The organism is Agromyces humatus (genome assembly GCF_021228295.1).
Classification (GTDB): domain Bacteria; phylum Actinomycetota; class Actinomycetes; order Actinomycetales; family Microbacteriaceae; genus Agromyces; species Agromyces humatus.
Genome location: NZ_JAJQPD010000002.1, coordinates 35,569 through 55,436, shown reverse-complemented (window position 1 = coordinate 55,436; position 19,868 = coordinate 35,569). Strand labels below are relative to the sequence as shown.

Genomic DNA, 19,868 nt, shown 5'->3' with positions numbered 1-19,868 from the left:
CCCCGCCGAGCGAGGCGACTCCCGCCGGTCGCGCAGACCGCAGCGACATGCGCCCCGCACCGGCGACGGGGATGCCCGTGGTGGAGAGGAGCTCCGCGCGCAAGGCTCAACTCGTCGCCGCTGCACGGCACCTCCTCGAGACGGAAGGTGTCGAAGCGGTCACCATCCGACGACTCGGAGCCGCCGTCGGTATGCGTGGCCCCTCCCTCTACAAGCATGTTCCCGACAAGTCAGCCATCGAGGCCGCCGTGGCCATCGAAGGGCTGACCGAGCTGTCCGAAGTCGTCCGAGGCGTACCCGCGACCTTCACCGACGTATCCCACGCGTACCGCACTTGGGCCTTGGCCCACCCCCACCTCTACCGCCTCCTCAACAAGCACCCCGTGGACCGCAGCCGCGTGCCCCCGGAACTGGAGGACCGCGCCGCCGATCCGCTCATCGTCGCCACCGGCGGCGACCGCGACCTCGCCCGCGCCGCCTGGGCGACCATCAACGGCCTGATCGAGCTCGAACTCGCTCGACGCTTCCCACCTGACACGGACGTCGACGCGGTGTATTCGGCCGCCGCTCGCGCCTTCGATACGGCTCGGGCCGACTGACCCGGAGATCGCAGGGTCCAACGCCGTTGGCGCACGACAAGCGATGCGCGTTCGCCGAGCCCCGCTAGCGATCAGTTCCAGCGTCGAACGACATCGTCCGAGCGCGCCATCCCCTAAAGGGGATCCCACGCCCGGCGTACGGGTTCTCTGTTCTGGAGGCAGGTTGCAGGTGGACGGCCTCAGGCGATGGCGTGGGTGTGGTCGGCTCTCTCAACCGCGCGGCGGGATGTTGTTGTTCATCCGGAACAGGTTGCCAGGATCGTACATCATCTTGGCCGCCACCAACCGGTCGTAGTTCGCACCGTACGAGGCGCGCACGAGCGCCTCCTTCTCTTCGCCGAAGCCGACGAAGTTCAGGTACGGACGGTCGGTGGCGAATCGCTCCTGCATCGCCGCCCAGGTCCTTCGGGTCCAGTCGATGCAGCGCTCGGTTGAGTCGGGATCGAACCACGAGGTGTCGAGGCTCAGCAGGTACTTGGCGTCGCGCTGGGCGAACGCCGTGGCATCCGGAGCGACCCGTTCGATCTCGCCGCCCAACTGCCAGAAGTTCACGATCGCGTCAGGCGACGGCCGGTCGGCAGCAGCTTCGACGACCGCGTCCAGCAGGTCGTCGCTCGGCTCGCCTACAAGCAGTGACTTCCAGTAGTAGTACCCGCCGAAGGGGAAGAACGCATCGAATGAACTCTGGGCGAGCGCCCAGGGCGAGCGCCCACTGAGGTCGAGAATCGGCGTCGCCCAGTCGAGAACCGGCGCCAGCAGCTGCTCCCCCTCGTCAGGGTCGCCCGAGTAGACGACCAAGGCGAGGACGATCGGCATCCCGTGCAGCTCCGCCGGGAAATCGTCGACCGCCGGCACGCTCCAGAACATCGCCTGCGGCCCGAACTCGTCGGGCGCGGTCGCGCAGAAGTCCCGGTACTTGCGCAGCACGGCCGGCGCATCGTCGAGCGAAAAGATCGGGGCCGCCTGGTAGATCTCGGGCCCGACCGGATGCAGCGCGAACTCGAACGACGTGACGACGCCGAAGTTGCTCCCGGCACCCCGCACCGCCCAGAAGAGCTCGGGGTTCACCGACTCGCTCGCCGTGCGCACCTGACCGTCGGCCGTGACGATCTCGACCGAGCGCAAGTTATCGAGCGCCAGCCCGTACTTGCGATGCAGCGAACCCAGACCGCCGTGCAGGGTCAGGCCTGCGACGCCGGTGGTGCTCACCTGGCCGCCCGGCGCGGCGAGACCCCACAGCTGCGTCTCACGGTCGACGTCGCCCCACGTCGCACCGCCCTGCACGCGCGCGACGCGGTGCTCGGGATCGACGTGCACGCTGCGCATCTCGGATAGGTCGATGACGATCCCTCCGTCGTTGACGGCGTTCCCGGCGACGTTGTGCGCGCCTCCGCGGATCGACACGAGCAGGCCGTGGTCACGGGCGAATCCGACAGCTTCGACCACGTCGGCCGTTCCATGGCACTGCACGATCAACGCCGGGCGCCGGTCGATCAGCCCGTTTCGTACGGCGCGGGCATCGTCGTAGGCGGCATCGTCCGACTGGAGGACGACACCGCGCACCCCCGCTGCGAACTGTTGGATCCGTTCCGCGTCGATCGACGCCGCTGATTCGGTGCTCATCTCAGGCTCCTCAGGCACTCGTCAGGACCTGTCCATACGACGGTTGAACCGGGCGGGGCGCCGTGAGCCAGTGCGTTTCCCGAGCGTGACCGCAAGGGCGCCGATCGCGGGATCCAACTCGTCGCCCATCATCCTCTTCCCCGGCCTGCGGAGTCCAGCTACCAGGAGAACTAAGCCTTGATGTCACCGACACCTGAACGTACATCCCGGTGCACCGAGCCGTGCGGTAACGCGTGTTCGGTGGGAGTGAGATCCCCTGGGACCCGCCCGCGATCGGGCTGATTTCGGTGTTTCCGGGTCGGCCTGCCAGGTCGGCGCTCTCGAAGCATCGTCCCCGAGCTTGACCTTGATGCGGTTCGTGACGCCGGGCCGCACCCCGCACCGACCGGGTGCGATCCTTCCAAATCATCACGGCTCCGGGCACGCCGGCGGGACTCAACCTGTCAAGTAGTCGAGCGGTGTCGCGCTCGTGCTGGTCGTTTCTCGTTCTCTTCGATTGAGGATGGCATGCGGTCTCCTGTTCGGATCAGGAGGTCGTGCCCGTTGTTCCGCCGACTTGATTGCCAGCGGCAATCTGCTCCTCGAGTTCCCTGATTCGCTCTCGCAGCGGGGCGAGCCGCTGTTCCACGTGTGCGAGCGTGAAACGCTGGGGTATGTGTTGTGGGCAGTTCCAGTCGAAGGCTGTCACGGTGACGACGATGGCGGCCTCGACAACCGCGTTGTAGCCGGGAACCGCTACAGAAGCGACGAGTGCCGGGTCATCTTGGATGCGAATGACTCGTGCCATTCCGAATAGCTTGAGTCGCTGGCGCCTCGGATAATCCACGGCGATGATCGCGACGCGACGGTCACCGACGAGGTTGCCTGTCGAAACGTGTTGCAGGTTGCCTCTGAAGTCTGCCCAGGCGATCGTGTGGTCGTCTCTCACGGTCAGAAAGCCTTGCGGCCCTCCGCGGAACTGAACGTACGGCCATCCCGTCTCGCTGACTGTCGCGAGGTAGAAGCCGTCTCGCTCGGTGAGGAACGCAGCTTCCCTGGGACCCAGGGCGTCGGACTGTTCCGAGCCATCGGCTCGGCGGCTCATCCTGTCGTAGAACGCGGCGCTGCCGTATTCGGCTTGGAGGCCGCGCACGTCGTCGGTGAAAGCGATGCACCCATACTGTCTGCTCATCTACTACCTTCCGATTCGGTCACGGCCCGACGTGCCTGACGGACTCCCTGCGACGCCTTCCGCGCCCAAGCTGTCACTGCTCCAGGGTTGCGATCGGCTGGCCCGTCTCGACGATCGGTCGTTCCTTTCGAGCTCCTTCCCGGTCGGTCAGGATTGGCGGCCGACAGGTGGCTTTCCGACATGTTCATGCGCCTCGCGCGCCAGTTCGGACCACAGTTGCAGGTCGCTCACTCTCACCCAGTTGCGGCTGGTTCGGCCGCCGCCATTGAAGGAACAGACGACGCCGCGGCTCAGGAGATCGCTCGCCCGGGTCGCCTGGACCTGCACGACGAGTTCTGTGCCGTCGAGGAATGCGAAGAGTCTGCCTCGAACCAGCAGACCGTCCGGCGTGAAGTCCACGTCGACATCCTCGTCCGCGAGGAGCTCACGGGTCACCCGGCGGTACATCCTCTGCGAGTCGTCATCGTTCACGATCGCCCTCGCCCTCGCCCTCGATTCGCTCATCGTCTCGTGCCAGCCGGCAGCAGTGCGATGCAGTCGATCTCGACCAGGTAGCCGGGAAGGTCTGCACCGACCGTTGTGCGTGCGGGCAGTCGTGAACCGAACCTGCTCGCGTACTCCTCGTTGAACTCGGAGATGGCGGTGAGGTCTCCCAGGAAGACTCCGCAGCGCACGACGTCGCCGAGTGTTGCGCCGGCGGAATCGAGAATCGCCACGATGTTGTCCATGACGGCTCGGGTCTGCTCACGCATGGTTCCAGCGATGAGCCTGCCGTCTCTCACCGGGATCTGGCCGGAGACGAAGACGAATCGCCCTTCGGCGACGACCGCCGCGGCGTAGGGCCGTCCCGGTACTGCCTCGTGTCGCACGACGTCCATGATGCGCTTGAGTCCGATCCGCAGTTCAGTCCGCGGTCGTCGAGGCTTCGACGGCTTCGCGGATGAGGTCGACGACCGCCGCGGCTTCGGGGATGCCGACAGTGTGCGAGCCGCCCTCGAGTTCGACGGTGTGGTGCGAGCCCGCGCGCTCGGCCATGTACCGGTGACTCTCGGCGGGGATGTTCTTGTCCTCCGAACCGAACAGGAACCACGACGGAAGCGACTTCCAGGCAGGAGCACCGGAAGGTTCGTTGAGGGCCGCCTCGACGATCGGGCGTTGCGTGACGGCCATGACCGCGGCGACGTCAGGGCTGGAGTCGGCCGCGAATTGCGCGTGGTACTTGGCCTGCTGGATGTAGAGATCAACGTCGTCGTCACCGAGCGGCACGGCGGCGAGCGTCTCGCCGAGTGTTCCGCCCTCATACTTGCCGGCCAGCTGCGCTGCGCTCTCGCCGGCATCGGGAGCGAACCCGCCGATGTAGACCAGCGCCGTCACGTTGTCGACGCCCGTCGCCGCGTTCGTGATGACCGTGCCCCCGTAGGAGTGTCCGACGAGCACGATGTCGCCGGTGACATCCGCCAGCACGCTTCGAAGATAGCCGGCGTCCTTGCTGACGCCGCGCAGGGGGTTCGCGACGGCGATGACCGGGTAGCCGACCTGCTGGAGCAGACGGATGACACCGTCCCAGCTGGATGACTCGGCGAACGCGCCGTGCACCAGCACGATGGTGGGTCGCCCGGGTACGGGCTCAGTGATGGACATGACGGTCCCTTCCTCGTCGTGCCGCTCGCCGCGGTTGCGGCGTCGGTACGGCCAATCATGGGCGCCGGCGCGTCCGGCCGCGACCCGTCCAGCGCCGCTCGGATGTACCAGCAGAGTCGCCACGAGACGTGGAGGCCAGTGTGGTGTGCACATACCCGCTGGTGTGGTCGCGCCGCGTCAGTGCGACCTCCGCGGATGGGCTCAAGGCGGGGATCTGCTGCACCCGTAGTGTCGCGGCGATCGGACTGCGTCGGACGAAGCCGCGGAGCGCACGGGCGAGACCGCCCTCGGAGACGATCGCGGGGTGGATGCCACGCGAGAGCTCTCGGAGGCTGTCCAGTGCGACTGACCGAGCTGCAAGCCGACCTGCTCGATGGCCGACCTGACGAGTTCGAGGTCAGGGGGCAGGAGGGCGTGGATCCGGGCGAGCTCGATCTGCTGTGCGACGAGCCGCTGCTGGATTCCGTCGTGCAGGTCTCGTTCGAGGCGGCGGCGCGTCTCGTCGACAGTCATCACGGTCGGATCGCCCGTCGCCGCCCAGGCGGCCCGGACTTCGACAAGGTCGCCGGGATGAGGCCTACAGTGTCAGGATTGGCAGGGAAAACCCGGGGAGACGGTATGGCGGGACGCAGGGTGGTCGTCGCCGACGACGACGTCCTCCTTCGCGAGGGTCTCGGATCGGTACTGGAACGTGCAGGTTTCGACGTGGTCGCGCTCGTGCCCGACGCGGAGGAACTTCTCGCCCTCATCGATGGCGACATCGATCTGGTCGTGGTTGACATCCGGATGCCCCCGACCCACACCACGGAAGGACTCGACGCGGCGCGCACGATTCGCCTTGCGTATCCAGAACTGGGCATCGTCGTGCTCTCCTCGTACATCGAAGTCGAGCATGCGCTCGACCTGCTCGCTACGGGATCGGGCATCGGCTACTTGCTGAAACAACGCGTCGCGGATCTCGACGAGTTCGCGGCGTCATTGCAGCGGGTCATGTCAGGCGAGTCGGTGATCGATCCCGCACTGGTGCAGGAGCTCATCCTCGCCCATCGCGCGACGGATCCCCTCGCGGGGCTCACAAGTCGGGAACGCGAGGTCCTGGCGCTCATGGCCCAGGGCCGTTCCAACGCCGGGATCGCGCATGCGCTCTTCCTCTCGGAAGCCACTATCGAGAAGCACGTCCACCGGCTGCTCGCCAAGCTCGGGTTGAACGAAGTCGATGGCGAGAGCCACCGCCGCGTCCTCGCAGTCCTCACCTACCTGGATCACGTCGGTCTTCAGGGGTGATTTCGCCTGCCGGTGCCGACAGGTTGCAGGTCGCAGGTTGGGATCAGCGACGCTGATCTGAACGAGCGAGGCTCCGGATCGGCCCCGGAGTGAGCGACCGGAGAAAGCAACCATCCTGCTGGCATGGCATCAACGGTCCGGAGAAGCGGGTGAAAGGGCGGCGGCCAGCAGGGTCGAGCTCTGACGGAGCTTCAGCGACACTGGTGCTCGGCCAACCGATCATTTCGGCCACCATCGCAGGCCCAGCTACGGCATCACGCCGGTCACGAAGTGAGACGAACCATGCACATGCCCATCCTCGAGCCGGACGCCCAGCAGATCGCCGACGCGACATCCAGGCCACCATTCCTGTACCAACTCGGCACCGACGGAGCACGGAAGGTTCTGGACGATCTGCAGGCCACGCCCAACCACCAGCACGACGTCGTCGAAGAATGGGCGACAATTCGGGCCGAGGTCGGCGACGTGCGGGTGCGCATCGTCCGGCCGGCGGGCGCCGACGGCACCCTCCCGGTCGTGCTCTACATCCACGGAGGAGGCTGGGTCCTCGGCAACGCCCGAACTCACGACCGCCTCGTCCGCGACCTCGCCGTCGGTGCGCACACCGCAGTGGTGTTCGTCGAATACGATCGCTCGCCCGAAGCCAAATACCCTGTCGCCATCGAACAGGCCTACGCCGCAGCGCGGTGGATCAGCAGCAACGCGGCCGAACATGGCATCGACGCGTCACGCCTTGCCATCGCCGGAGACTCCGTCGGTGGCAACATGAGCATCGCCGTCTGCTTGCTCGCCGCCGAGCGCGGCGACGTGACCTTCGTGCACCAGTCGCTGTACTACCCGGTGACCGACGCGGCACAGGACACCGACAGTTATCGTCAGTTCGCGGACGGACCGTACCTCACCGCGAAGGCGATGGCCTGGTTCTGGGACAGTTACCTTCCCGACCTCTCGCGCAGGGTGGAGGTCACGGCATCCCCGCTGCGTGCCACCCTCGATCAGCTCAGCGCACTGCCCGAGACCTTCCTGATCACCGACGAGAACGACGTTCTCCGCGATGAAGGCGAGGCGTTCGGGCGGCAGCTCACCAAGGCGGGTGTGCGCACCACCTCCGTCCGCTACAACGGCACACTGCATGACTTCATGCTTCTCAATCCGCTGCGCGCCACGGCAGCGACCACGGGCGCCGTCGAGCAGGCGGTATCCGTGCTGCGCACTGCGCTCGAGCGACGCGCGGTCGCCGTCGCGCCGGGCTGACGGGGTGCCAGATGTCCGACTGGTCAGCGGTTCGCACCGGGTTCGGGGAGGACGGTGTCACCCGCTGCGCATGGGCAGTCCCCGAGCATCCGGACCCGACGCTCCTCGACTACCACGACAACGAATGGGGCAAACCCGGCCGCGGGCCCGCTGCGGTGTTCGAGGCGCTCTCGCTGGGTGTGTTCCAAGCCGGGCTCGGATGGCTGACGGTCCTTCGCAAGCGCGCAGTGTTCCGCTCCGCGTTTCGCGACTTCGAACCCGCAGCCGTCGCGGCGATGGGTCTCGGCGCAGCGGACGATCTGCTCGCGCACCCCGGAATCATCCGGAATCGATCCAAGATCATCGCCACCATCCATAACGCGATCGTCATCGTCCGAGGCGGCATCGACCTCGAGAGCCTCGCCGCCGGATATCGCGACCCAGCCCGCCCCAGGATCGTCGATCACGTGTCGTCGCAGAGCGTCGAGTCCGCCGCCCTGAGCGCGATGCTCAAGTCGCTCGATTTTCGATTCGTCGGCCCGACCAGCATCTACGCATTCATGCAGTCGATCGGGACGGTCAATGATCACGTCGCCGGATGTCACCGCGGCGACCGGATCGATTTCGAGCACGACCGATCCAGCGCATCGTGAGAGCGGGATCCCGCGCGAGGAACCGCGAAGGTCACGGAACTCCCCCGGGAGTTGGAGCTTGCGACCGGGTGCGCTCCGCCAGATCTGCCGCCAGTTCGACGAAGGGGCAGGCATCCCGGCGGCCCGGCAGCACGGCCATCAATTCCTGGCGTGCGTCGACCAGCGGCGAGACTGCGGTCGTGCGTGGTGCCCCGGTCGAAGTAGCGCAGGGCGAGCGGCGCGCCGAAGACCAGCCGGATGCCCGCGATCTCGCCCCGGTGGAGGCGTTGGAGTCGCTACTCGGGTAGTCGTTCGGACGAACCCAGACCGATCTCGACGACGGCGCTCCGCCGCAAGTTCTACCCGCCGGCGCAACCACAAGCCCAGCGGTGCCGGCCGGCGACCCAATACTTGTTGGATCGAGCGGATCCTGCGGCTGCTCCGATCTTCCGGATGGCCGATCGGGTACGTCGCGTGGTTCGAAGTCATGAGATGAGATCCGTCATCCGGATACCAACGCCCGAGAAGGCGCCGCCCCGAGGGCGGCGCCTTCTCGGGTTCCGAAGCGGTACTCAGCGGGCGGTGTAGCCGCCATCGATGCTGAACGAGGCGCCCGTGACGAACGCCGACGCGTCAGAGGCGAGCCACGCGACGGTCTCAGCAATGGCACGCGGTGTGCCCAGTCGCCCGATCGGATGCACGCTGACGAGTCCATCGATGAAGCCGGGCTGCTGCCGCTCGATGTCCTGCACCATCGCGGTGTCGATGAGTCCCGGAAGGACGGCATTGACCCGGATGCCCTGCGGAGAGTACTCGAGAGCCGCGGCCTTGGTGAGCCCGATGACGCCGTGCTTGGAGGCGATGTATGCCGCTTGGCCGGGCAAGGCGGTGAGTCCCAGCGCGGATGACATGTTGATGTTCGAACCACCCCCTGTCTTGAGCATGGCGGGGATCTCCGCCTTCATCGAGAGGAACTCACCGGTGAGGTTGACCGCGATGACCTTGGTGAAGTCAGCGGGCTCGACATCCGCGATGTTGTGACCGGTGGACTCGATGCGTTGACATGTATTGGTTCTCCATTTCGATTGCGCTTCACGATCCGTGAAGTGGCTGCTGCGCGTTGCGTTTCAGCTGCGCTGGCGGAGGCTCGTCAGTAGGACCCCGCCGACGATCGCCGCGATACCGCCGGCGACCAGCGGCGCGGTGGGAGCGGCTCCGTCCACCAGAACACCGCCGACAACCGCACCGACGGCGACGGCGAGATTTGCCATCGTCACGATGACGCCGCCGATCTGCTCGAGACGCTTCGGCTCGACCCGAGCGCCCCAGCTCAGCGCGGTCGTCGGGATACCACCGAAGCCGAAGCCCCACAGGACGCCGGCGATGAAGAGGCCGACGGTCGAGCTTCCGGTCAGGAGCATGACCAACATCCCGATCCCCAGCACCGTCGGGAACAGGAGCACGCCCACCCGCGGTACGCGGTCAGCGAGGGGTCCGGCGAGTGCCGTACCGAGGAAGTTGGCCACACCGAACGCGAGCAGCAGCAGTGCGAAACCACCCGGATCGATGTCCGACAGCGCCTCAACCGCGGGACGGATATAGGTGAATCCGCCGAAGTGACCACTGAAGATCAGCAGGGTCGCGAGCAGGCCGGCGAGGACCAGGCCTGAACGCAGCACCGATCCGAGTGCCCGCAGTCCACTCCCTGCGGTTGGGGTCACGCGCGGTAGGGACGCAGCCTGCACGATCAGCGCGAGCAGTGCCACGCCGGCGGCGAGCACGAAGACTCCACGCCATCCCCAAACCTCGCCCAACCATGCCCCGAGCGGGACCGCCGCAACCGTGGCGAGTGCGACGCCGGAGTTGATGACGGTGAGCGCCCGCCCGACGTGGTCGGCGTGCACGAGGTGCGCAGCCATCGCGGTCGCCATCGCCCAGAACCCGCCCAGGGCGACGCCGAGCAGGAGTCGCGCGGCGAGCAGGATCCAGAGGTTGGGGGCGAATGCCACGATCAGGTTGGAAACGATGGCGAGCAGTGTGAGGCCGATCATCACGCGTCGGCGATCGGCGTGCGGTACGACCACTGAGATGAACAGCGCCGAGAGCGCGGCTGCGAAGGCCGTGACACTCACCGCTTGCCCCGCTGCGCCTTCCAGCACTCCCAGGTCGCCGGCGATGCGCGGGAGCAGGCTCGCGGGCATGAACTCGGACATGACGATGGCGAAGATTCCGAGGCCGAGGGAGACTACACCCGCCCAGGATCCGGGCTTGTGCACGTTCGGCGTGTCAATTTTTCGAATTGTGTCTGTCAAGAATCATCCTTGGGTTGCGGTTTTCGAGATTGGCCGTATTCAGAACCCGACCATGCGATGTGCAACGCGACGCTCTGCACACTGATGTCACCGCCCCAGGGCCCCCTTCAGCCTGAGTCCTGACAGGACCCCCTCTACTCAGCCCTCGTGGCCGATGGTGAGGAATTTGCCGCCCGACCGCATCGTTTCAAGACGCTATGCACCCTCAATCGCGCCGATCAGACCTCTCGACAGCCCTGGTTGCAACAGATCTCCCTGGTGATCGCTTCGATGCGACACACGTCGGCGTCGTGAACGAGACGACGAACCCCCTGGGTGCCTATCTGCGGGCACGTCGCGACCAGGTGACGCCCCAGCAGGCCGGTATCCCCGATGGAGGAGTGCGCCGTGTGCCGGGGTTACGGCGAGAGGAAGTCGCCATGCTCGCCGGTATCAGTGCCGACTACTACCTGCGGTTGGAGCGCGGCCGCGATCGGCACCCTTCCGTGCAGGTACTGGAGTCGATCGGTCGCGTGCTGCACCTCGACGACGATCACATGGCGCACCTGATGACGCTGGTCGCAGAGGTTCCCCGGCAGCGCAAACGCCGGTTCCGGAAGGAGACCGTGCCGTCGGGCGCACTCAAGCTCTTGGACTCGCTCGTCCAGCCCGCGTATATCGAGGGACGATACTTCGACGTCCTGGCCTCGAACGGGCTCGCCACGTCGCTCTCCCCCAGTCTCGCTGTCGGAGGCAACCAACTGAGGGACATGTTCCTGGACCAAGCCGAGCAGGAATTGCAGCCGGACTGGGAAGACGTCACGGAGTGCTTCATTGCGAGCCTGCGGCAGGCGGTGGGCACCGACATCGACGCCCCTCGCTTCATCGAGCTCACCGGAACGCTCTCTCTTGCCAGTCCGCGATTCCGTCAGCTTTGGGCGCGCCATGAAGTGAGACGCCAATGGGGCACGCGGATCCGGTTCAACCATCCGGAGGTCGGGGAGATGACGCTCAACCGTGAACGTCTGAGCATCGGCGGCGCCGAGGACCTGATGCTCGTCATCTACCACGCGGATGCGGGTTCCGGCGATGCGGAGAAGCTTGCCCTTCTGGCATCCGCGGCTCTTCCCACCCGAGGCGCCGCAGAAGTACTCGGTGTCACACCACCTCGTGAAGGACCACCGGCGTCGATGACCGCGACCCCTGCCTGATCGACCCACCATCAAGGAGAGACACATGACGACCATCGGAATCCTCGGCGCCGGCCAGGCAGGAAGCACGCTGGCGCGAGTTGCCATCGCGGCAGGCTACGACGTTGTGATCGCCAACTCGCGCGGGCCCGAGACGTTGAAAGGACTGGTCAGCGACCTGGGTCCGCGAGCGCGCGCCGCGTATGCAGCGGATGCCGCAGCTGCGGCCGACTTCGCAGTGACGGCGTTCCGCTACACCCCCGACGACAACCTTCCCGTCGAAGAACTCGCGGGGAAGGTGGTCATCGACAACAACAACTACATGGTCTGGCGGGATGGGAACTATGCCGAGGTCGACTCCGGCCTCAAGACGATTCACGAGTTGCGTCAGGAACGGCTGCCAACCTCAAAGGTCGTGAAAGCCTTCACGCACATCCAGTTCCACGAGCGCTTCCTGATCCGTGTCCCGAGCGACACGCTGCCTGCCGTGTCGCGGCTGGCCAGACCAGCTGGCGCACCCGACCGCAAGGCGCTGGTCGTCTCGAGCAACTACCCGGAGGCCGTCGAGCTGGTAACCCGGTTCTATGACGATCTCGGGTTCGACGCAGTCGACAACAGCCCCTTGAGCGAATCTTGGCGCAGTGCTCCAGGTACGCCGATGTGGCGCCTTCACGTCGACGGACAGAGCCGCGAAGACCTCATCCGCAACCTGCAGCGCGCACAACGCATCATCCTCTGAGCTTTGAGAGGTCTCGCCGACGCACGAGAACACAGCCGGGCGGGCATGGAGTCGGTGTTCGGTTTGCCCGCACTCGGAGGAGAAGCTCATGCACGGAGATCGCGCTGATCAGGCATTTCAAGAGTAAGGCGGACGGGACTTGAACCCTCGACCGATGGATGACGGCAGCGCCGATTCGATCCGCTACTCTGTGCTCGGAAGCCTCGACCCCTCTCCGCTGATCTCGATCTGATCAGGGATTCCTTGCCAGTTGTGCGCAAAGTCTACCTCGACACCTCGACCTGCCTCCGCCAGTCTCGAACGGATAAACGGTGAATAAACGTGCACGCATCAAGTCGCGAGCGCGCACGCCGGGGTCCCACCTACGGCTACCAACTGGTGGTGCCCCGCGTTGAAGCACAACAGGGACGGATGCCAGCTAAACGACAGGCGGCACTTCATTGACGAAGGCGCGCTGCCCGCCGACAGCTGGTGGCACAGCCCCCAGTGATGCGATGCGTGGCGAGTGGGAACGTTTAGAAACCGGTGAAGACGCGCCGATAGACCGGTCGATCCCGCACCGCCCTGTCCTTGAGTTCGACCGGGTCGAGGTCGACCGCGGTGATGTAGACGTCGAACACGTCGCCCTCGACCTGGCTGCCGAGCACCTCGCCGCGCGCACGATAGACCGGAACGAGGTATCGCTGGAATGCAGCAGGGCCTGCTGCGTAGAACGCCAGCGCGAACTCCTGGACTTCGACGATCATGCCGCTGTTCGGGACGCCGGCAAACCTGGGGTCGTCGGCCAGCCGCTGGACCGCCTGAGCCGGATCGATCAGGCGAATCGAGCCCGTCTCTTCCGGGCGTCGCCAGAATCGGGCGAACTCAGCGAGCTGCCCTCCCCCGGAGTACGTCGCCCGGATGCGTGCGCCGGGCCCGACGACCGGAAGGTCGGCGAGTGCGTACCCGAACGTCACGGTGACCGCCGTTGGCGTCAGCTCGCCGCGCTCTTCGGGTGATCCAACGGTCGCCGCGTTGACGGTGCTCACGCCCCGCGGACGGACAGCATCCTCCTGAACGTCCAGCTCCCGAAGCAGGCGACGAGCCAGTTCTTCCGCCTCGCCGGGCGACGGCAGAGGGTCGCTCGGCGGTGTCTCCGCGAACGCCGTCGTGCGGTCGCTCCACCAGATCGACTCGCTCGGCACGAACACCTCGAGCGAGGCGCGATCGTTCAGGTACAGGATCCGGTCGCCCAGCTCCCGCCGCTCGCCGTCGACAGGGAACGCGTTCGTCCACCGCTCGACGCGCTCCTCGAGCTCACGCTGGAAGTCCTCAGCGCGGCGGGACAGGGATCGGGTGTGGGTGACACGGAGCACGGGTACCGATTCGGGGATGCTCGGCGGCTCGGGCACCCGTAGGTCCTTGCCGATCGTGAGGCTCATGGTCGGACTCCCTTCAGCAAGTTCCGTCGAGGTAGAAGAATTGTGTAGCGGGTCTCGGGTCGTTGCTGACGCTCCCCTTACCCCACCAGTGGTCGCTGAACGTGTCGGCGCCGTCTCCGTTCGCGCGGAGGTAGGCCCACTTCACGTCTGCACCTTCGGACTCCACGCAGGCGCGGATCCAGGCATCCCGAACCGTCCAGCCTGCGTTGAGCCGGTCGGCGAGCTTCTCGCCACGGTCCTTCCTGTCGTAGCAGTTGGTCGAGAAGCCAAGGATGAAGTGCAACCCGGAGAACACTGGCCAACCCCAGCGATTCCAGATCGCACCGTTGTCCCAGGCCAATGCTTGGCAGCCGTCGAAGACGATCCACTCGAGATCTCCGTCCCCCAAGCGCATCTCGGTGTTCCTCGCCAGGCCGTCATCGAAACTCTTGTTGCCGAACGCTAGAGACGCCCTCGAGCCGTGCCCGGAGAAGAAGACGATGTCCACATCGTCCGCATAGAGTTGATCCGTCCCGGCCGGTGGGGAGCCGACTCCGCTCTGCTCGAAGTCGCGGTCCCACGCAAGGTCGTCCCCGTATTCGAACTGCCTCACCCCGTGCAGGCGGTTATAGAGGCCACGAGCGTTGTCGTCGTTATTGCTGAGATTCCCTGCTGCGCTGTGGTAATCGTTCACCCATTCGATACCCATGGACACGGGGCTCTCCCTTCTGGTCGCCATGCCGACGGCGTCGTCGCGCTCTCGAAGGGCGTCAGCGGGCCACGTCCGATTGCCTCGCGCCTCCCCCAAGGTGCGTGCGACGCTTCCTGCGGCAGTCTCCACCTGAGCAAGCCCACTGGGCAACCGGCACGAGACCTCGTCCCCTTCTTACTCCCCTCGCGAATGACTGACTAGTCCTCAGTTGTGAGGACTAGTCACGCGTGAGTGGGTGGGCGTGCTCGAAACCGACTTCTCGCAAAGGCGCTCACTGACTTTCCCTGGCTGTGCTCACACGCCACTGGCGGGCGGCGAAGGCGTCCTCTTTGGAGACCGTGTCGACGACGGTCGAAAACTGGACAGTAGCGGCGGTCGAAAAGTGAACACTCAACGATTGGAGAGTAATCACTTTGGAGCCCCCATCGTGGATGGCTTTGCCTATGAAAAGTCGGATGAGGCAGCAGTGGACGCGTTGCACCGGAACGCGTGTTGTGCGGTCGAAATCCAGACGAGGACATTGTCACGGATCGTCTGGGACGATCCCTATCCGGACTCTCGATTGTTCGGCCACAAACTCAGTCGGGATGAAGCACTCACCCACCCACTCTTACCGGAGTTCTGGATACTCGTCGACCACATCCTCGAGCATGACCCTGTTGTCCACGCGCACTTCTACGACTGACCGCGTCGCCTGGCCTTGGGGAGGGGGCCTCCGTCAGCCTGCAAGCGCCCGATGAGCGGTGCTCTCGAGGGAGCGCGTGTTCCGCGGACTCAACGTACGGTTTCTCCGTGGTTGAGATTCGCAGTTGCCCTGCACGCTAGAGAATCGCGTTCAGGTGCCTCTTGCGCAACATGCGTGCGAGGCTTTCGTGCACTCCGTGGGACTCGCACACCAGCATCTGTCGCAACGCCTTGCCAGCCATTCATCGTTTACCGCGATTCGCGTGTAGTTCCCGGCCACGTCCGATCCCGCTCTCCCAACTCGCTGGTTAGCTTCCTATGTCTGCGTCGTCACTGAAGTGAACTGAGCGTTGTGGGGTCGTCGCCGCAGCTTTGGCATCTTCAAGACGACGGGAGTGCTGATGTTCGAGGACGAGCGATGGATTCGAAATCGTCCTGCCAGGCCGAGGCGACTCGAGTCGAACCGCGCTGAATCGAGTACCTCGCGCGACCCTTCGCAAGCCCGGGATTCGGGTTCACATTCCCCGACTGGAATGCTCGTTCACTGGGAAAATACCTGATCAAGTGGTATTTGTAGGGCGGACGGGACTTGAACCCGTGACCGATGGATTATGAGTCCACTGCTCTGACCAGCTGAGCTACCGCCCCGCGCGCCGCATCACTCGGGAAGCGCCGCCGGCGCGACATAGGTGACCGGGTCGGTCACCGGCTTTCCACGATACAGGCTCTCGAACGTCGAGATCGTGCGCTGGATGTCGTGTGCACCGATCAACCTGATCGACCCCTCTTTGAGGGCGCGATACTCCTCGGGGGTGGCCTCGAGCACCTGACGCAGCTTCGCCGCAAGGTCTTCGGGGCTCGACGGCTCGAAGAGATAGCCGTTCTCGCCGTCGTGCACGAGGTGCGGCAGTGCCATGGCGTTCGCGGCGACGACCGGCAGCGCGGAGGCCATCGCCTCCATCGTCACGATGCTCTGCAGCTCGGCGATCGACGGCATGGCGAGCACCGAGGCGCGGTGGTATGCCTCACGCAACTCATCGTCGGTGACGTAGCCCGTGAAGTGCACGCGATCGGCGATGCCGAGTTCGAGGGCGAGGTGCTCGAGGTTGCGCTTCTGGTCGCCGCCGCCGACGATCTCGACCTTCGCGTCGAGTTCGGCGGGCAGCAGGGTGAGCGCACGCAGGAGCACGTCGATCTGCTTCTCGCCGGTGACTCGGCCGACGAAGAGGATGCGGTTCTCGCTTCGCGGCTCCCAATTGGGCGAGTACTTGTGCGCGTCGATGCCACACGAGATCGCATGTACACCGGGCAGGCCGGTGTGCTTCTCGAGGAACTGCGCAGCCTTGCGCGTCGGAGTCGTCACCGACTCGGCGCGCCCGAACGTACGTCGCGCCGCCTTCCATGCGAGCCCCACCGCCCAGTCCTGCCAGGCCTTGGGCAACAGGGTGAACTCGAGCATGTTCTCGGGCATGAAGTGATTGGTGCCGACGATGCGGATGCCCCGCTTCTCGGCCTCGATCGAGAGGCCACGGCCGGTGATGATGTGCGACTGGAAGTGCACCACGTCGGGCTTCACTGCGTCGATCACCCGGGCGCTGTTCTGCTTGATGCGCCAGGGCAGCGCGAAGCGCAGCCAGTCATGGGGGAACCAACGCCAGCTGTACAGCCGGTGCGCGGTGATCTCCTGTCCTTCGTGGATCTCCTTCCACGTGCCGTGCTTGCGGCTCGCAGCGGGTGCCATGACGTGCACTTCATGGCCGCGCTCGACGAGCCCTGCCGCGAGTCGCTCGGCGAATCGGGCAGCACCGTTCACGTTGGGGGCGAAGGTGTCGGCGCCGATCAGGATTCTCAGGGGGCGTTCTCCCGTCTCAGCGGCGCCGGCGGGCGTACTCGCACCGGGGGTGTCAGACACGTTGACGTCGTTCCTCACAGTTCTTGGGGGCGGGACGGTCGGTCCCGTCGAGCTCGGCGGCGCGCGGATGGGCGCTCGTCGGCTTCATCCGAAGATAGTCTACGCAGCGTAGTGCGGTGGTTCCTGACCTGCATGTCGCCGGTCAGGGGCGAATCGCGCGGCGAATCCGCACTACAGGCGGGTCTGGGGATGGTTCTTGGCCAGCAGGAACACTCCCCATACCGCGACGATGCCCGAGACGAGGAAGATCGGCACGGCCCAGGGCGGCGCCTGCGACGCCTCACCGAGCACGATGATGCCGATCGCGACCGCAACCATCGGGTCGACCACGGTGAGACCGGCGATGACGAGGTCGGGCGGGCCAGACGCGTAGGCGTTCTGCACGAAGTATGCGCCCAGCGCCGTTGCGAGCAGCAGGCCGAGGAGGCAGGTGAACGTGAGCCATTCGAACTCGCCCTGCTCGATGCGACCGAGCACGACCTTCGCGAGCGTGGCCACGAAACCGTAGACGATGCCCGCCATGATCACGTAGAAGATCGCCCTGATGCGTTGCCGGAGCAGTGCGAACGCAACTCCGGAGAGCGTCAGAACGACGGCGAGGATGATCAGGATCGTGATCAGTTGGTGATCGGTGACCGGCTTGTCGACCGCGGTGAAGGCGGCGACGCCGACGAACAGGAACACGCCGCCCACGCACATGACGATCGCGATGATCGACTTGCGGTTCAGCTGCACGTGGTTGATGCGCGAGTTGAGGATCGAGGTGATCACGAGTGCGATCGCCCCGAGCGGTTGCACCACGATGAGCGGCGCGAAGTACAGGCTCGAGAGTTGGAAGACGATCGCGAGCCCGAGCATGGCGGTGCCGAGCACCCACGATGGGCGCGCGAGCAGGAGGGCGAGCTGTCGGCCGTTCAGCCCCTTGCCGAGCGTGTCGGCGGTGTGCGCCTCGACCTTGACCACGCCGCGGTGCTGGAACTGCGCGCCGAGCGAGAGGAAGACCGCACCGATGAGGGCGAGCGGAATGCCGATGAACGTCGACGGGTCGAGCGGGATCTGCTCGGCGAGATCGGACAGCGGTTCCACGCAACGACCCTACCCGCTGACCGCCCGTTATCCTTTCCGAATGGCCGTGCTCCCCATACGAATCGCCGGTGACCCGGTGCTGCACTCCCCCGCCCTGCCCGTCGAGACCATCGACGATGAGTTGCGCACGCTCGTCGGCGACATGTTCGAGACGATGGATGCCGCTCCGGGAGTCGGCCTCGCTGCACCGCAGGTCGGCGTGGGGCTTCGCATCTTCACCTACGGATGGGTCGACGACGACGGAACGCGGTGGCGTGGCGTGGCGATCAACCCCGAACTGTGGATCACCCCGCCCCCGGCCGGTGAGGCCGATGTCGACGACGAATCCGAGGGTTGCCTGTCGTTCCCAGGCGAGCGCTTCGGCCTGCGACGAGCCGAGCGCGCGATCCTGCGCGCGACCGACCTCGACGGGGCACCGTTCGAGATCGAGGCCGAAGGCTGGCTCGCGCGCATCTTCCAGCATGAGTTCGACCACCTCGACGGCACCCTCTACGTCGACCGCCTGGGCGAACGCGATCAGAAGCTCGTGCAGAAGATCAGCCGCAAACTCGGCTGGGGCAAGCCCGGCGTGCAGTGGATGCCCGGCGTCGACGATCTCGAGGGCTGATCGCGCGCGCCGCAACAGCGGCGGTGATCGGATGCCCCGTGGCACGCAAGAGGCGGAGCCGGGACATCCGCTCAGCTGAAGGCCCTGATGCCCGCCGCGACCGCGGCGGCGACGATGACGACCACGACGAACGGCACCCGCAGGGCGTAGAGAGCCGCAGCGACGATGACCGCCGGGACCCGCGCATCGATGACGATCGACGACCCCGCCGCAAGGGTCTGCACCGCGATGAGGGCCGAGAGCAGGGCGACGGTGAGCAGATCCGCGATACGAGCGGGCCGCTCACGCTCGAGGAATCCGGCGGGCACGAGATGGCCCGCGAGCTTCAGCGCGAGCGTCGCGGCCGACGCGATGAGGATGATGTGCCAGGTCGTCATGACTCACTCCTGCGGCGGAACAGGTCGAACCAGCCGACGACGACGGCGACCACGGCGGCGACGAGCACCGGCAGCCCCGGCATGAGCACGGGCGTCGTGAGGGTTGCGACGACGGCGGCGCCGACCGCGACCGCCCCGGCCTGGACGCGCTTGAGTCGCGGCCAGAGCAGCCCCAGGAACGCCGCCGCTGCGGCGGCGTCGAGCCCCCAGGCCCGAGTGTCGCCCATCGCGTCGCCGATGAGTGCACCCACGAACGTCGTCAGGTTCCAGCCGACGAAGATGACGACTCCGGTCACCCAGAACCCGACGCGGGCTGCGCGGTCGTTCGACTGTGCGAGCGCGACCGCGGTCGACTCGTCGATCGTCACCCACGCCGCGGCGACCCGACGCCACACGGGTGTCGGGTGTCCGCTGGTGGGCGGACCCTCGACGATCGGCTTCATGCGCATGCCGTAGACGACATTCCGGATGCCGAGCATCGCCGCCGTCGCGATCGCCGAACCGCCCGCAGCGACACCGCCGCTCGCGAGCACGCCGACGAGGGCGAACTGCGACCCGCCCGTGAACATCACGAGGCTGAGGAAGCAGGTCTGCCAGATGTCGAGGCCCGCCGCGACCGCGAGAGCACCGAACGAGATGCCGTACACCGCGGTCGCGAGACCGACGGCCAGGCCGTCGCGAACGGCC

General features: G+C 66.1%; 22 protein-coding genes and 1 tRNA gene. 8 read left to right on the top strand and 15 right to left on the bottom strand.

The annotated features are described in order from the left end of the window. Positions 1–71 precede the first annotated feature (71 nt). Entirely contained in the window at positions 72–599 is a 528-nt protein-coding gene (locus LSF15_RS02870) for a TetR/AcrR family transcriptional regulator (protein ID WP_232497025.1), read from the top strand. A gap of 210 nt (positions 600–809) precedes the next feature. On the opposite strand, the gene LSF15_RS02865 is transcribed toward LSF15_RS02870, so the two are convergent. The 6 genes from LSF15_RS02865 to LSF15_RS19150 form a co-directional block, all read right to left on the bottom strand. Then, complete coding sequence (locus tag LSF15_RS02865; RefSeq protein WP_232497024.1) at positions 810–2,222, bottom strand: FAD-binding oxidoreductase; 1,413 nt, start codon at positions 2,220–2,222, stop codon at positions 810–812. 526 nt (positions 2,223–2,748) lie between these two features. Next, positions 2,749–3,393: a pyridoxamine 5'-phosphate oxidase family protein gene (locus LSF15_RS02860; protein WP_232497023.1), complete on the bottom strand. Its 645-nt coding sequence runs from the start codon at positions 3,391–3,393 to the stop codon at positions 2,749–2,751. Positions 3,394–3,540: 147 nt separating this feature from the next. Next, the gene (locus tag LSF15_RS02855) at positions 3,541–3,828 is read right to left on the bottom strand and encodes a hypothetical protein (protein WP_232497022.1); all 288 of its coding nucleotides are present in this window, start codon (positions 3,826–3,828) and stop codon (positions 3,541–3,543) included. 65 nt (positions 3,829–3,893) lie between these two features. Continuing rightward, positions 3,894–4,262, bottom strand: a complete 369-nt coding sequence (locus LSF15_RS02850; protein WP_232497021.1) for a RidA family protein — start codon at positions 4,260–4,262, stop codon at positions 3,894–3,896. Positions 4,263–4,296: 34 nt separating this feature from the next. Then, complete coding sequence (locus tag LSF15_RS02845) at positions 4,297–5,034, bottom strand: alpha/beta fold hydrolase (RefSeq protein ID WP_232497020.1); 738 nt, start codon at positions 5,032–5,034, stop codon at positions 4,297–4,299. A gap of 201 nt (positions 5,035–5,235) precedes the next feature. Then, positions 5,236–5,469, bottom strand: a complete 234-nt coding sequence (locus LSF15_RS19150; RefSeq protein WP_372459914.1) for a hypothetical protein — start codon at positions 5,467–5,469, stop codon at positions 5,236–5,238. Between LSF15_RS19150 and LSF15_RS02840 the strand changes: the two genes are divergently transcribed. From LSF15_RS02840 to LSF15_RS02830, 3 genes are all read left to right on the top strand, one after another. Further along, the gene (locus LSF15_RS02840) at positions 5,374–6,318 is read left to right on the top strand and encodes a response regulator transcription factor (protein ID WP_308188411.1); all 945 of its coding nucleotides are present in this window, start codon (positions 5,374–5,376) and stop codon (positions 6,316–6,318) included. The two genes, LSF15_RS19150 and LSF15_RS02840, sit on opposite strands and share 96 nt — an antisense overlap. A gap of 282 nt (positions 6,319–6,600) precedes the next feature. Further along, the gene (locus LSF15_RS02835) at positions 6,601–7,572 is read left to right on the top strand and encodes an alpha/beta hydrolase (RefSeq protein WP_232497019.1); all 972 of its coding nucleotides are present in this window, start codon (positions 6,601–6,603) and stop codon (positions 7,570–7,572) included. Between the two features lie 11 nt (positions 7,573–7,583). After that, a complete protein-coding gene (locus LSF15_RS02830; protein WP_232497018.1) occupies positions 7,584–8,204 on the top strand; it encodes a DNA-3-methyladenine glycosylase I in 621 nt (206 codons plus the stop codon). Between the two features lie 551 nt (positions 8,205–8,755). Here LSF15_RS02830 and LSF15_RS02825 read toward each other — a convergent pair. Both LSF15_RS02825 and LSF15_RS02820 read right to left on the bottom strand, forming a co-directional pair. Beyond that, on the bottom strand, positions 8,756–9,217 hold the full coding sequence (locus LSF15_RS02825) for an SDR family NAD(P)-dependent oxidoreductase (protein ID WP_308188424.1): 462 nt from the start codon (positions 9,215–9,217) through the stop codon (positions 8,756–8,758). Positions 9,218–9,310: 93 nt separating this feature from the next. After that, positions 9,311–10,495 carry an MFS transporter gene (locus LSF15_RS02820; RefSeq protein ID WP_232497017.1) on the bottom strand — a complete coding sequence of 395 codons (1,185 nt, stop codon included), beginning with the start codon at positions 10,493–10,495 and terminating at the stop codon, positions 9,311–9,313. A 290-nt stretch (positions 10,496–10,785) separates the two neighbouring features. Between LSF15_RS02820 and LSF15_RS02815 the strand changes: the two genes are divergently transcribed. After that, positions 10,786–11,685, top strand: a complete 900-nt coding sequence (locus LSF15_RS02815) for a helix-turn-helix transcriptional regulator (protein WP_232497016.1) — start codon at positions 10,786–10,788, stop codon at positions 11,683–11,685. A 25-nt stretch (positions 11,686–11,710) separates the two neighbouring features. After that, positions 11,711–12,403, top strand: coding sequence for an NADPH-dependent F420 reductase (locus LSF15_RS02810; RefSeq protein ID WP_232497015.1), 693 nt, complete (start codon positions 11,711–11,713; stop codon positions 12,401–12,403). A 515-nt stretch (positions 12,404–12,918) separates the two neighbouring features. Here LSF15_RS02810 and LSF15_RS02805 read toward each other — a convergent pair. Beyond that, positions 12,919–13,824 (bottom strand): hypothetical protein, encoded by a 906-nt coding sequence (locus tag LSF15_RS02805; RefSeq protein WP_232497014.1) that lies wholly within the window; start codon positions 13,822–13,824, stop codon positions 12,919–12,921. A 13-nt stretch (positions 13,825–13,837) separates the two neighbouring features. Then, a complete protein-coding gene (locus LSF15_RS02800) occupies positions 13,838–14,512 on the bottom strand; it encodes a DUF6345 domain-containing protein (RefSeq protein ID WP_232497461.1) in 675 nt (224 codons plus the stop codon). Positions 14,513–14,756: 244 nt separating this feature from the next. Between LSF15_RS02800 and LSF15_RS02795 the strand changes: the two genes are divergently transcribed. Beyond that, entirely contained in the window at positions 14,757–15,200 is a 444-nt protein-coding gene (locus LSF15_RS02795; protein WP_232497013.1) for a hypothetical protein, read from the top strand. A 573-nt stretch (positions 15,201–15,773) separates the two neighbouring features. Here LSF15_RS02795 and LSF15_RS02790 read toward each other — a convergent pair. The 3 genes from LSF15_RS02790 to LSF15_RS02780 form a co-directional block, all read right to left on the bottom strand. After that, a tRNA-Ile gene (locus tag LSF15_RS02790) sits at positions 15,774–15,847 on the bottom strand. A 10-nt stretch (positions 15,848–15,857) separates the two neighbouring features. Beyond that, positions 15,858–17,111, bottom strand: a complete 1,254-nt coding sequence (locus LSF15_RS02785) for a glycosyltransferase (RefSeq protein ID WP_232497012.1) — start codon at positions 17,109–17,111, stop codon at positions 15,858–15,860. A gap of 171 nt (positions 17,112–17,282) precedes the next feature. Next, entirely contained in the window at positions 17,283–18,197 is a 915-nt protein-coding gene (locus LSF15_RS02780; protein WP_232497011.1) for a DMT family transporter, read from the bottom strand. Positions 18,198–18,237: 40 nt separating this feature from the next. Between LSF15_RS02780 and def the strand changes: the two genes are divergently transcribed. Continuing rightward, entirely contained in the window at positions 18,238–18,804 is a 567-nt protein-coding gene (gene def, locus LSF15_RS02775; protein WP_232497010.1) for a peptide deformylase, read from the top strand. A gap of 71 nt (positions 18,805–18,875) precedes the next feature. On the opposite strand, the gene LSF15_RS02770 is transcribed toward def, so the two are convergent. Together LSF15_RS02770 and LSF15_RS02765 are read right to left on the bottom strand one after the other, a co-directional pair. Then, on the bottom strand, positions 18,876–19,181 hold the full coding sequence (locus LSF15_RS02770) for an AzlD domain-containing protein (protein WP_232497009.1): 306 nt from the start codon (positions 19,179–19,181) through the stop codon (positions 18,876–18,878). Next, a complete protein-coding gene (locus tag LSF15_RS02765; RefSeq protein WP_232497460.1) occupies positions 19,178–19,852 on the bottom strand; it encodes an AzlC family ABC transporter permease in 675 nt (224 codons plus the stop codon). The genes LSF15_RS02770 and LSF15_RS02765 overlap by 4 nt, the downstream gene beginning before the upstream one ends. Between the last annotated feature and the right edge of the window lie 16 nt (positions 19,853–19,868).